Annotated in this window: 10 protein-coding genes; 2 read left to right on the top strand and 8 right to left on the bottom strand. The window is 64.3% G+C overall.

The annotated features are described in order from the left end of the window. Nucleotides 1-41: 41 nt before the first annotated feature. Nucleotides 42-644 carry an OmpW/AlkL family protein gene (locus ACFORG_RS15960; protein WP_386736514.1) on the top strand — a complete coding sequence of 201 codons (603 nt, stop codon included), beginning with the start codon at nucleotides 42-44 and terminating at the stop codon, nucleotides 642-644. A gap of 238 nt (nucleotides 645-882) precedes the next feature. Here the strand turns inward: ACFORG_RS15960 and ACFORG_RS15955 are convergent, their stop codons facing one another. The 3 genes from ACFORG_RS15955 to ACFORG_RS15945 form a co-directional block, all read right to left on the bottom strand. Continuing rightward, nucleotides 883-2,046 (bottom strand): isovaleryl-CoA dehydrogenase, encoded by a 1,164-nt coding sequence (locus ACFORG_RS15955; protein ID WP_386736513.1) that lies wholly within the window; start codon nucleotides 2,044-2,046, stop codon nucleotides 883-885. 157 nt (nucleotides 2,047-2,203) lie between these two features. Beyond that, entirely contained in the window at nucleotides 2,204-3,403 is a 1,200-nt protein-coding gene (locus ACFORG_RS15950) for a DegT/DnrJ/EryC1/StrS family aminotransferase (protein WP_386736512.1), read from the bottom strand. A gap of 73 nt (nucleotides 3,404-3,476) precedes the next feature. Next, entirely contained in the window at nucleotides 3,477-4,139 is a 663-nt protein-coding gene (locus ACFORG_RS15945; protein ID WP_386736511.1) for an HAD-IA family hydrolase, read from the bottom strand. A gap of 82 nt (nucleotides 4,140-4,221) precedes the next feature. On the opposite strand from ACFORG_RS15945, the gene glmU reads away from it, so the two are divergent. Further along, on the top strand, nucleotides 4,222-5,577 hold the full coding sequence (gene glmU / locus ACFORG_RS15940; RefSeq protein WP_386736510.1) for a bifunctional UDP-N-acetylglucosamine diphosphorylase/glucosamine-1-phosphate N-acetyltransferase GlmU: 1,356 nt from the start codon (nucleotides 4,222-4,224) through the stop codon (nucleotides 5,575-5,577). Here glmU and folP read toward each other — a convergent pair. From folP to ACFORG_RS15915, 5 genes are all read right to left on the bottom strand, one after another. Beyond that, on the bottom strand, nucleotides 5,574-6,587 hold the full coding sequence (folP, locus tag ACFORG_RS15935; protein ID WP_386736509.1) for a dihydropteroate synthase: 1,014 nt from the start codon (nucleotides 6,585-6,587) through the stop codon (nucleotides 5,574-5,576). The genes glmU and folP overlap by 4 nt on opposite strands. Then, complete coding sequence (locus ACFORG_RS15930) at nucleotides 6,584-7,504, bottom strand: dihydroneopterin aldolase (protein ID WP_386736508.1); 921 nt, start codon at nucleotides 7,502-7,504, stop codon at nucleotides 6,584-6,586. The genes folP and ACFORG_RS15930 overlap by 4 nt, the downstream gene beginning before the upstream one ends. Before the next feature lie 101 nt (nucleotides 7,505-7,605). Beyond that, entirely contained in the window at nucleotides 7,606-8,997 is a 1,392-nt protein-coding gene (locus ACFORG_RS15925) for a multicopper oxidase family protein (RefSeq protein WP_386736507.1), read from the bottom strand. Between the two features lie 51 nt (nucleotides 8,998-9,048). Next, nucleotides 9,049-9,699: a cell wall hydrolase gene (locus ACFORG_RS15920; RefSeq protein ID WP_386736506.1), complete on the bottom strand. Its 651-nt coding sequence runs from the start codon at nucleotides 9,697-9,699 to the stop codon at nucleotides 9,049-9,051. A 166-nt stretch (nucleotides 9,700-9,865) separates the two neighbouring features. Further along, the gene (locus ACFORG_RS15915; protein WP_386736505.1) at nucleotides 9,866-12,430 is read right to left on the bottom strand and encodes a putative PEP-binding protein; all 2,565 of its coding nucleotides are present in this window, start codon (nucleotides 12,428-12,430) and stop codon (nucleotides 9,866-9,868) included. Nucleotides 12,431-12,467: the final 37 nt, after the last annotated feature.

The following is a 12,467-nucleotide window of genomic DNA, read 5'->3' as shown; positions in this document are numbered from 1 at the left end:
TGGCTGTCAACGCAAAACCCCATCCAAGAAGAGGGATCACCATGACTCGCCTTTCCGCCGCCCTGGCCCTGACAACTGCTCTTGTTGCAGTATCCGGCCCCGCCCTTGCGCAATCGCAGGGCGATATGACCGTTGGTATCGGTCTCGGCTATCTGACGCCCAAATCCAATAACGGCACGCTGGCGGGTGCCAGTGTGACGATCGATGACGACACGCGTCCGATCTTCACCTTCGAGTACTTCATCCGCGACAACCTCGGCATCGAGATTCTGGCCGCGACACCTTTCAGCCATGACATCTCGCTGAACGGTACGGTTGCTGCCAGCACCAAGCACCTGCCGCCCACCTTGTCGCTCAACTATCACTTCGCGAACCAGAGCGCGTGGACGCCCTATGTCGGCCTCGGCGTGAACTACACGACCTTCTTCGAGGAAAGCACCGCCCTCGGCAATCTCGAGCTCAAGGATTCCTGGGGAGTCTCGGTTCAGGCCGGTCTCGACTATGCCGTCAGTGATCAGGGCGCCGTTCGCCTGAACGTGCGCTGGTTCGATATCGACACCGACGCCACGCTCAACGGGGCAGCCATCGGCACGGCCGAGATCGACCCCGTCCTGATCGGCCTCAGCTACGTTCACCGCTTCTGATCCGTCCCTCGGACAGTCGCCCGGGCCCGATGCGCGACACCGCGTACCGGGTCCGGTTCGGTTTGACCAAGACAGATCACGCACGGAAAAATCCCTTATTTAGCCGCAGGGGTTCAGGCTCATGCGAACGGAGGGTGACATCTCGGATGAAGTCCGTTCAAGACGTACGGTCAGCCAGGACAAGTGCCCGTGCGGGATATCTTCGTAGGCTTCCATCCTGGCCAACGCCTTCATCGGGTCAGCTCATCTCGGCCATCAATTCACGGCCGATCAGCATGCGCCGGATTTCCGACGTACCCGCGCCGATCTCCATCAGCTTGGCATCGCGAAAGATGCGGCTGACCGGCGTGTCGGACAAGTAACCTGCCCCGCCCATTGCCTGGACCGCCTGGTGCGCCTGCTTCATCGCCTCCTCCGAAGCGTAAAGGCAGCAGGCCGCAGCATCCTGCCGCGTAACGTCACCGCGATCACAGGCCTTCGCCACCTCGTAGATGTAAGCGCGCGCCGAGTTCATGGCCGTGTACATGTCGGCGATCTTGCCCTGCATCAGCTGGAAGGATCCGATGGGTTTGCCGAACTGCTTGCGCTCGACCATGTAGGGCATGATCTCGTCGAGGCATGCCGCCATGATACCGGTGCCGATCCCGGCCAGCACGACCCGCTCGTAGTCGAGACCGGACATAAGCACTGCGACACCCTTGCCTTCCTCGCCAAGGACATTCTCGAACGGTACCTCGACATCCTCGAACACCAGCTCGGCCGTGTTCGATCCGCGCATCCCCAACTTGTCGAAATGCGGGCTGGTCGAGAAACCCTTCATCTCCTTCTCGATCAGGAAGGCGGTGATCCCCTTGCTCCCCGCATCGGGATCGGTCTTGGCATAGACGACGAGAGTATCGGCATCCGGGCCATTGGTGATCCAGTACTTGTTGCCGTTCAGGCGGAAATGATCGTTGCGCTTCTCGGCGCGCAGCTTCATCGAAACCACGTCCGAGCCGGCCGATGGCTCCGACATTGCCAACGCGCCGACATGTTCACCTGAGACCAGCCCCGGCAGGTACTTCTTCTTCTGGTCTTCGTTGCCGTTCAGCTTGATCTGGTTGACGCAGAGGTTCGAATGCGCGCCGTAGCTCAACGCAACCGAGGCGCTGGCACGCGCCACCTCCTCCACTGCGACGGTATGCGCAAGATAGGACATCCCGGCCCCGCCATATTCCTCCGGCACCGTGATCCCCAGCAGACCCAGCTCGCCCATCTCGCGCCACAGCTCGTTGGGAAACTCGTTGGTCTTGTCGACCTCGCCTGCCATCGGCCTGACCCTTTCCTGGGCCCAGCGATTCACCATTTCGCGCAGGGCGTTCACGTCCTCGCCCAGGTCGAACTGCATGGTTGCGGTGAACATCACGCTCTCCTCTCGCGTTTATGAACAACTGTTCAATAAGTCGGATAGCAGCCTTTCGGCGTCCGGTCAATCATCGCATGAGGATGCCGTGTACCCAAACCGGAAAAGCCCCCGGACCGGGGGCTTTTCCTTTTAGAGCGTGCGCCGCAAGGCGCACTCAATCTGTCAGCGATTGCCAGACCGCCCCGATCTCGGAACGAATGATGCGCGCGATCACGGCGCAATCCTCCAACGAGAACGTCAGCGGAACCCGCATGTCGACGATCCCTGCCAGCACCCGGTCGCTGACCGGCATGGGCTCCGACGGGGCATATCGCCAACTGTCATAGCGCGAGGTAAACGCGACGGGCTCCGCCGCCCCGAACCATTTCAACTCCACGCCCCGCGCGGCGCACCTGCGCAACGCCTCCCGCACGTCTTCGGCGGGCCAGTCCAGCAACAGGAACTGGATCGAGGATCCGACATAGCGCTCTGCCTCGGGCCGTTCGATCACGGTCAGACCTGGCGTGCCGCTCAGCCCCGCCTCCAGCACTTGGTACCGCTCGTTCCAACGTTCCACCTGGCTTTCCAACGCGCGCAGTTGCGGCCGCAGGATCGCGGCGCGCAGGTTGTCCATCCGGCCCGAAATGTTCGGCGTCTCGTATTTCACGCGCTCGAAGACCTCCGGCCCCGGCGCCGCAAGGTGCCTTTCAAAAAGCATGTAGGAGCCCGACAGCATCACCGCCTTCGCCGCCAACTCTTCGTCATCGGTGACCAGCAGGCCGCCCTCGCCTGAATTCACATGCTTGTAGGTCTGGCAGGAATAACAGCCGATGGCACCATGCCGCCCGGACGGCACACCCTTCCACGCAGCCCCCATGGTATGGGCGCAATCCTCGATCACGGTGACCCCGGCGGCCTCGCAGATCGCCATCAGTCGGTCCATGTCACAGATATGCCCTCGCATATGACTGAGCAGCAGGACATCGGCCTTGTCCGCCTTGGCCGCAAGGTCGTCGAGGTCGATGGTCAGCCCCTCGCTCACCCCGACAAAGACAGGCACCGCGCCCACCGAAGCAATGGCACCGGGCACGGGGGCCAGCGTAAAGGCATTCGACAGAACCTTGTCGCCCGGCTTGACGCCGACGGCACGCAGGGCCGTGGCCATGGCATAGCCGCCCGACGCAACGGCCAGGCAGTACTTCGCCCCCGTCATCTCAGCGAATTCCTGTTCCAGCAAGGCCGTCTCCCCAACCTCGCCGGGCGCAAGATTGTAGCGATGCAGCCGACCGTGCTGCAACACGGCCAGCGCCGCCTCGATCGCCTCGTCCGGGATCGGCTCCTGCTGGGTGAAACTGCCTGTGAAACGCTCTGTCATGCGGTGTTTGTGGTCCCCGGTGCAGCCCCGGTCAAGAGCTGCGCCGCAGCTTTCGGAATACCAAACCAGATCATCAGCCAAACAGCCGCTCGACCGTCTCGGGCAGCGCGTCAAAGCTGTCGATCAACGCGTCGGGCCGAAGATCTGCCATCGCGTCCCCCGATGGGCCGAAGGTGACAAGGATCGACGGCACGCCGGCCGCGCGGGCCGTGTTGTTGTCGGTATCCGAGTCGCCCACCAGCAGGCACTGCGCCGGATCGCCCCCGGCCCGGCGCGCCGCCTCGCGCAGCGGTTCGGGGTCCGGCTTGCGAACAGGCAGAGTATCGGCCCCCACCATCGAGGCAAATGCGTCGCGAATTTCAAGCCGCCGCAAAAGCAACTCGGCCAGTCCCTCGGGCTTGTTCGTACAGATACCCACGCCATAGCCACGGCTTTTCAACACTTCGACGGCCTCCATCGCGCCGGAATACAGCCGCGTGTGATGGTCGATCGCGCCTGCATAGAACTCCAGCAGCATCGGGTAATAGCGGTGCACGATATCCTCGTCATAGGCGCCAAGCCGCCGCAGCCCGTGGCTCAACATCATTCGCCCACCGCGCAATGCGATGCCGGCATCTTCGCCATGGCGCAGAACGTCGCCATGCCCCATCTCGCGGAAACAGGCATTGGCCGCCTCCAACAAGTCGCCCGAGGTATCGGCCAGAGTACCATCCAGATCGAAGATTACCGTTTTCATCGCTCTCCCTTCGCGCCTGTCCGCTTGCGCCCATTGCCCCAGCGGATAAAACGGGCGGGACCGAAACGAAAGGGAAATGTCCATGGCCACCGCGCTCGTCATCCTCGCCGCAGGCAAGGGCACCCGCATGAATTCCGACCTTCCCAAGGTGCTTCATCCCATCGCGAACCTGCCTATGCTGGCGCATGCCATGCGCGCAGGTGCGGCGCTGCAGCCAGAGCACGTCGTCATCGTCGCAGGTCATGGCGCGGACGCGGTCGCAAAAGCCGCGCAGTCTGAAAACGACGCGGCCCAGGTCGTCCTGCAGCAAGAGCAGCTGGGCACCGCCCACGCGGTCGCTCAGGCGCGCGGCGCGCTCGACGGGTTCGACGGTGACGTCGTTGTCCTTTACGGCGATACGCCATTCCTCGGGCAGGAAACGCTCGAGCGGATGATCGCCGCTCGGGCCAGCCACGACCTTGTCATCCTGGGCTTCGAAGCGGCTGACCCCGCCCGCTATGGCCGTTTGGTGATGCAGGGCGACACGTTGGAGCGTATCGTCGAATACAAGGATGCAGATGACGCGGAACGTGCCATCACCTTTTGCAATTCCGGCCTGATGGCCTGCCGTTCGGATACCCTGTTCGACCTGATCGACGCCGTGGGCGACGACAATGCCGCAGGCGAATATTACCTGACCGACATCGTCGAGATCGCCCGCTCTCGCGGATTGAGCGTCACCGCCGTCGCCTGTGACGAGGCCGAAACGCTCGGCATCAATTCCCGCGCCGACCTCGCCGTGGCCGACGCGGTTTTCCAGGCACGCGCGCGGGCCGACCTGCTCGATCTCGGTGTCACGCTCATGGCCCCGGAAACCGTGTATCTTTCGGCGGACACCGTCATCGGGCGCGATACGGTGATCGAACCGAACGTAATCTTCGGCCCGGGCGTCACGGTCGAAAGCGGCGTGACGATCCGTGCCTTCTCCCACCTCGAAGGGTGCCATGTCAGCCGTGGCGCAGTGATCGGCCCTTATGCCCGCCTGCGTCCCGGTGCCGAACTGGCCGAGGATACGCGCATCGGGAACTTTGTCGAGATCAAGGAAGCCACCATCGGCGAAGGCGCCAAGGTCAATCACCTCAGCTATATCGGCGATGCCTCGGTCGGCGCCGGCAGCAATATCGGGGCGGGCACGATCACCTGCAACTACGACGGCGTGATGAAGCACCGGACCGAGATCGGGGAACGTGTCTTCATCGGGTCGGACACGATGCTGATCGCACCGGTGCGCGTCGGCGACGACGCCATGACGGCCACGGGCACGGTGGTCACCAAGGACGTGGAACCCGGCGCATTGGCACTCGCCCGCTCACCGCAGGAGAACAAGCCGGGATACGCGGTGAAGCTCTTCAAGATGCTCCGCGCCAGAAAGGCCAAGCGCGACGCCGCAAAGGGCTAGACCTCACTCTCAGGATCCTGCACGGCCTGCCACAGGCGAACCGCCTGCATCGTCTCCGCCACGTCGTGCACGCGCAGGATCTGCACCCCCTGCGCCAGCCCCGCCAGCCCGACGGCGATAGATCCTGGCGCACGGGCCGATGCCTGCGGTTCACGCCCGATCCGACCGATGAAGCCCTTGCGCGAGACGCCCAGCAAGATTGGACAGCCAAGACCGTGAAACAGGCTCAGCCCTCGCAACAGGGTCAGGTTATGCGCCTGTGTCTTGCCGAACCCGATCCCGGGATCCACGATGATCCGCTCGCGCGCGATCCCCATCCCGACTAGCCGCGACACCTGCGCCGCAAGGAAATCGTACACATCCAGCAGCACGTCCTCGTATTGCGGATCGTCCTGCATCGTCTGCGGATCGCCCTGCATATGCATGACGCAGACCGGGACACCAGCCTCGGCACAGAGCGGCGCAAGATCCGCGTCAAAGGTGAAACCGGACACATCGTTGACCAGTCCTGCCCCAGCCGCCAGTGCCGCGCGGGCCACTTCTGCCTTGCGTGTGTCGATCGAGATCAGCGCGCCGGTCGTGCCCAGCCGCTCGATCACCGGCACGACCCTTGCGATTTCCTCGTCGGCCGGCACGAACGCTGCGCCGGGCCGGGTGGACTCGCCCCCTATGTCCAGGATCGTCGCACCGTGGCTGACCATGACAGAGCCGGAAACCGCCGCCGCGTCGCGCCCGTGGTGCACACCACCGTCGGAAAAGCTGTCAGGCGTGGTATTCAGGATGCCCATCACATGCGGACGATCCATCGCCAGCCCCGCGACTTCGGGGCGCGGCGCGCTCAGCCTCTCAAGAACTGCCGCCGGAACGTCCCCGGCCTCCACGATACGCGGCGTGGCATCGCGGCGCAGATGCTCGACATGGGTGAACCAGCAGGATGCACCGGCAAGTGTCACGGCCCCCGCGGGCCTCGCCGCGCGAGTTTGCACCAGCGGCCGGAAATAGTCGGTCATATGGTTTCTCGCGTCACCGGGACCGAGCGCAGTGGCACACTGGGCGCATCGGGCAGCTCCGCCCCGATCACCAGCATCTCCTGCGCCTCGAAGGTCGCCGCGAACCAAGCCGCCAAGGCGACCGCATCCGACGGGCGGGCAGACGGGCCCTCGACGGAATCGAGCACGATCTTGGATGGCGCCCAGACACAGATCTGACCGTTCTTCATCGCCCAGTCCAGTTCGGTCCGCGTGGACACCACCACGCAGCGCGAGTCGCGCGCGGCCAGAACCCAGGCATTCTGCTCGATGGCCAGCAGGTCGATCCGGCGCTGCGTCATCGCATGCCCGGTCTGCGGAACGGCAAGCTCCGACGCCCCGACACACAGGATAAGTGGCTGGCCCTGCGCCTCCAACTGGTCGATCCAGGACGTAAGGTGCCCTGACGCCATGGCCGCGTTGGACAGGTAGACCAGCCGCGGATGCGGTCGCTCGCCGCCCATGACCTCGTGATGGCGGCGGTCGCGGCCGCGAACGATCTCGACCCCCAGAGCACCTGGCCCCCGATCCAGCTTCTCGATGCGCACGAAAACGCGAACCGCCTGCGGCTCGGCCAGAATGCGTTCCGCGATGCGCTCCGACAGTGTCTCCAGCAGGTTCAGCCGCTCGGCCGCAAGTTCGGCGGCGATGGCCTCGGTGACACGGTCATAGGACAGGATGCGGTCGACATCGTCATCGATCGGCCCGGTCAGCGGGGCAACCTCGACCACCACGTTGAAACAGACCCGCTGCGTCGTGCCGCGCTCGGCCTGAAAGGCACCGATTTCCACCTCGACGATGTGATCGCGCAGCGAGATTCGATCAAGCGGCCCACGCGGCGCCGTGGCCTCGGACCGCTCGGATGGATGGGCAAAGGCAAGGCGGATTTCTGAACTCATGGACCTTCTCGGGTTCGGCAGGTGGCGTCGGCGCCACGATAGGGGTCGACCCGGCTTCTAACAGGCACATGAGCGCCGTACCAGCACCCGAATGCGTCGCCTCAGCCCACTTTGTACCACGTGCTCATGCCGGATGCCGCATGCCCCAGCATGTGACAATGCAAGAGCCACTTGCCGGGGTTGTCCGCATTCAACGCGATCTCGACCGTCTCGCCCCTGTCCACAAGGACCGTATCGCGCCACGGGCCCAGCCCCTCGGCCCCCACGATGCGAACGTGATGACCGTGCAGATGCATGCCATGCGGAAACATTGTCTCGTTCACGAACCGGATGCGGTGCAGGCTGCCCCGCTCGGCATCAAGGAATGGCTCCTCCGGCCTGTCTGCCTGTCCGTTCAGCGCCCAGAAGCGGCCAAGCTGCGCCAATTCCCGGCCCGATAGTTGCGTGTCGCCCAGCAGCGCGCCGTCCAGCCACCGCATCGCGCCGCCCTGCATCCGCATCTCGTGCCGGGGCGCCTCTTCCCAGCCCGCCAAATCAGGCAGCGGGTTGGGTGGCAACGCGTCCGGCGTATTGTCGCGCGACATGCCCGTACCCGCCCCGATATCAAAGCGGGCCAGCCCGACGCCACCCTCGCGGCGCATCTCGATGAGAGAGGCAACGGACCCGGCATCGGCTGTCACATCCACGATCAGATCGACCCTCTGCGCCGGGGCAAGGACAACCGGGTTGACCAGCGGCTCTGGCTGCGCAAGCGGCTCTGGCTGCGCAAGCGGCATGCCATCAAGCGCGACCACCCAACCGCGAAAACCATCAAGCCCAAGCGAAAATATCCGGGCGTTTGCCGCATTCACCAGCCGCAGACGCAGCCGTGCCCCCGGCGCCACCCGGATCGCGGGATCGAATTGACCATTAACCGTTACGAGATTGCCGATGCGGCCGGCGTGACTCATGTCGTGGCCATTTCCGAAATCATCGCGGATCGAGGCGGTTTCGGGATCCAGCCGCCAATCATCAAGCATCAGCACGATGTCGTCGTCCACGTCCGGCCCTTCCGCCTCTTCGACGATCAGGGGGCCATACAAGCCGCGCGCCACTTGTTCGAACGAACGGTTATGAGCGTGATACCAATAGGTTCCTGCATCGGGCAGAACGAAATCGTAATCGAACGCCTCGCCGGGTTCGACCACTGGCTGGGTCAGCCCGGGAACGCCGTCCATGGCGTTGTCGATGCGGATACCGTGCCAATGGATGCTTGTCGGATGCGGAAGGGCGTTGACCATCCGCCGCTGCAGGCGGGCACCTTGGTTGACCCGCAGTTCCGGACCGGGAACCGTCCCGTCGAACCCCCAGATCGGTGTTTCACCGAATTGGGCCGGCGCAAGCTGCGCCACCCCTTCCCGCGCCTCGATGACGGGAATTGCGCCCAAAGCGCGCCGCGGCATTGCAGCCGCAACAGCGGCAGTGACAAGAAACTGGCGTCGGTCAAGCGTCATGGCGGGGTCCTCCGCGCCGAAACATAGCGCAACGGCCCCCGCGGACGAGCGTCAATCGAGGCTCGCCGTCCGGTAGCTGTTGTCGCGGTAGAAGATGTGCCGACCGATCCGCGCGGTTTCGGCAAACACCTTTGCCCAACGCGGGTTCACATGTGTCGTGTGATAATGCGTGGCACCGTCGGTCAGTGCATTCTGCGTCGCCCCGTCGATGACCATGCGCGCAACCTTTGCGACCCGCTCATAAGCGCGGCGCTCGGAAATCGTTTCTGCCCGCCCGTCGCATGTGTAGGTAAACTGGCACTGGTACTTGCGGCCAGTACCCTGCCGGATGACACCGCAAAGCGTGTTGGGGAACTGGCTCGATTCCACGCGGTTCAGGATCACTTCGGCCACGGCGAACTGTCCCTTCACGGGTTCACCCCGCGCCTCGAAATACAGTGCCTCGGCAAGGCAACGGAACTGTTCGCCACCCGTCGCGTTGGGTAGGCGATCGATCCAGTCACGGGAGTAGCTGACTTGCAGGGGTTCGAGTTCGTCTTTCTCCAACGGCTTGCGAGAGCCGAGGTAATTCCGGAACGGCGCTCCGTCCCGGGCGTGCTTTTCGATTTCGGTCTGCTCGCCCGAAGGTGCGGTCTCGGCAGTGCCGAAGGTGGGCAACAGGCAGCAGCTTGCCAGCCACGCGGCAGCAAAAACGTTCTTCATATCTCAATCGGTCCCCAAGTTTGCACTGGATACGCACCGCCCTCCCCCGAAGGCGCAGGGGGGGCAGTACCGGACCCGGCGCAAAAGGTCCAGTTTTAGAGAAAACGCAAGCGGGATTCCGCAAGTTCGTGAAAAAGTTGCGCGCACGCAGCAATATGGCAACACGCTACATTTTGAATTTCGGGTTGGGTTCTCCACCAAGTTTTGCGGCTATGGCCAGTTGGGCCGCGGCAAGCCGGGCCACCGGAACCCTGAAGGGTGAACAGGATACATAATCGAACCCGACCTCCCGACACAGGCGGATTGATTCGGGATTCCCACCATGTTCGCCGCAAATCGACAGGGTGATTCCCGGCTGCGCGGCGCGTGCCCGCTCAACGGCCAGGCTCAGCAGCTCTCCCACACCATCGGCATCGAGCACGTGGAACGGGTCTTCCTCGAATACGCCTTTGCGCACATATGCCGACATGAACCGCCCCGCATCGTCGCGCGACAAGCCATAGGTCATCTGCGTCAGGTCATTGGTCCCGAAGCTCATGAAGGCCGTATGCGGCGCGATTTCTCCGGCGCGCAGACAGGCGCGCGGCGTTTCGGTCATGACGCCCAGCCGGTAATCGAATTCCTGCCCCCGCTCGAACGCCACCGCAGCGGCGACCGCGTCGATCCGTGTCTTGACCAACTCCACTTCGCGGCGGGCCGATACCAGAGGGATCATCACTTCCGGCACCACCGGCTCCCCCTTCTTGCTGGCCTCCAGCGTCGCTTCGAAAATGGCGCGGGCCTGCATGTCATAGATCTCGGGCACCGTCACGCCCAGCCGCACGCCCCGCAAGCCCAGCATCGGGTTGTACTCGCTCATCGCGTCGACACGACGTTCGACATTCGACACCGGCAGATCCAGCGCCTCGGCCAGTTCCCGTTGCCCCTGCCTCGATGTCGGCAGGAACTCGTGAAGCGGCGGATCGAACAGGCGGATGCAAACCGGCTGCCCTTCCATGATGCGAAAGAGCTGCACGAAGTCTTCGCGCTGCATCGGCAGAAGCCGTTCCAGAACCGCCGAACGCCCCGCGGCCGTCTCGGCAAAGATCATCTCGCGCATCACCGTCAGGCGGCCGGGTTCAAAGAACATGTGCTCCGTCCGGCAAAGCCCGATTCCCTGAGCGTTGAAATTGCGCGCCGTCTGCGCATCTGCAGGCGTGTCCGCATTGGCGCGGATGCCGATATCGCGTTCCGCATCGGCCCAGGCCATCAATGTCTGAAAGGATTCGTCCTGCGCCGCCTCCAGCATCGCGGGCTCACCGGCAAGGACCTGCCCCGACGATCCGTCGATGGTAATGATATCGCCGGTTCGGAGCACCCGGCCATCGGGCGCCACCAGCTGACGTTTCTTGGTCTGAAACCGTATCTCGGACGCGCCGACGATACAGGGCAGACCCAGCCCCCGGCCGATCACCGCCGCGTGGCTCGTCATCCCGCCGCGCTCGGTCAGGACGCCGGCCGCCGCATGCATGCCCCGTACATCCTCCGGCGAGGTTTCGCGCCGCACCAGGATGCAAGGATCGCCGCGCGCGGCGCTGGCTTGCGCTTCGGCCGCGGTAAACACGATCCGCCCGGTCGCAGCGCCGGGGCTGGCGGCAATGGCCGAGGTCAGCACATCGCGGCGCGCCTGCGGATGTACCTGCCGGTGCAACAATTCGTTGAGCGAATGCGGCTCAACCCGCATCACCGCCTCTTGCGGAGAAATGACCCCATCCTCTGCCAGCCGGACCGCGATACGCACCGCCGCCCGCGAGGAGCGCGGCACCCGCACCCCGTCAAGGATGTGAACATGGCCGTTCTCGATCACGAACTCGACCTGCATCTCGGCCCGCAGTTTCCGCCGCATCAGAGCGGCGTGATCCTTGAGCGCGGCAAAGGCCTCGGGCGCCAGCTCCTCCAGTGACGGCCCACGCGGGTCACGCTCGAGGTAGATCGCCTCGACTCCCGGCCCCAGCGCATCGCGCCCCTGGCTCTGGCTCAGGTAGCGGCCGGTAATCTGCTGCGCGCCGGTCACCGGATCGACCAGCTGGAACACGCCCGAACCGCATTCCCCGCGCCCGAAACCGGGGATCATTTCCTGTACGACAAGGCCCAGACCGGCATCCGCCGGCGCGCCCTTGGCCTGCCGCAGCAGACGGGCCGATGTGCCCTCCCACGCGCGCGCCATGGATCGCAACACCGCGCCAAGCTGCTCGCCGCGATCCTGCGGGAACGGCTCTTCGGTTTCATCTTCATAGGCCCGCAGAGAATGGCGCAAGCCAACCGCCCCGTCCGATTCGACCGCGTCGAACAGGTCCGGGTCCAGGCGCGCCACGTGGACGGCATAGCTTTGCACGAAACGCAGATAGAGCGCTGCCGCCGCCTGTTCGCCCATCTCCGCCGTCAGCGCGGCAAAGCGTTCGTCGTTCATCCCGATATTGAGAACGGCGTTGGGCCCGCCCCAATCGGGGTCCTCGGAACTCGGTCGCACACACAGCAAGGCGGTCGTGTCGAACTGGCTCAGCACAGCCTCAAGATCGGGAAGCTGGCCCGCCGCGATGGCGTGAACCGCCTTGAACGACAGCGCGACGGTCGGTGGCACCGGCAGGTCAAGCCGGTTCAGCCGTTGCAGGCATTTGGCCCGGCCGCCATGCGTGGCCGTGGCCACTGGTGCGGTGGGCGTGATGAGCGTGACATCGGGATTATTCTGCACTGCGGCACCTATCTTTCCGCCGCAGAATACGCCGCGC

It is taken from the genome of Lutimaribacter marinistellae, assembly GCF_042648365.1.
In the GTDB taxonomy this organism is placed as follows: domain Bacteria; phylum Pseudomonadota; class Alphaproteobacteria; order Rhodobacterales; family Rhodobacteraceae; genus Lutimaribacter_A; species Lutimaribacter_A marinistellae.
This window is presented reverse-complemented; position numbering and strand designations above follow the sequence as displayed.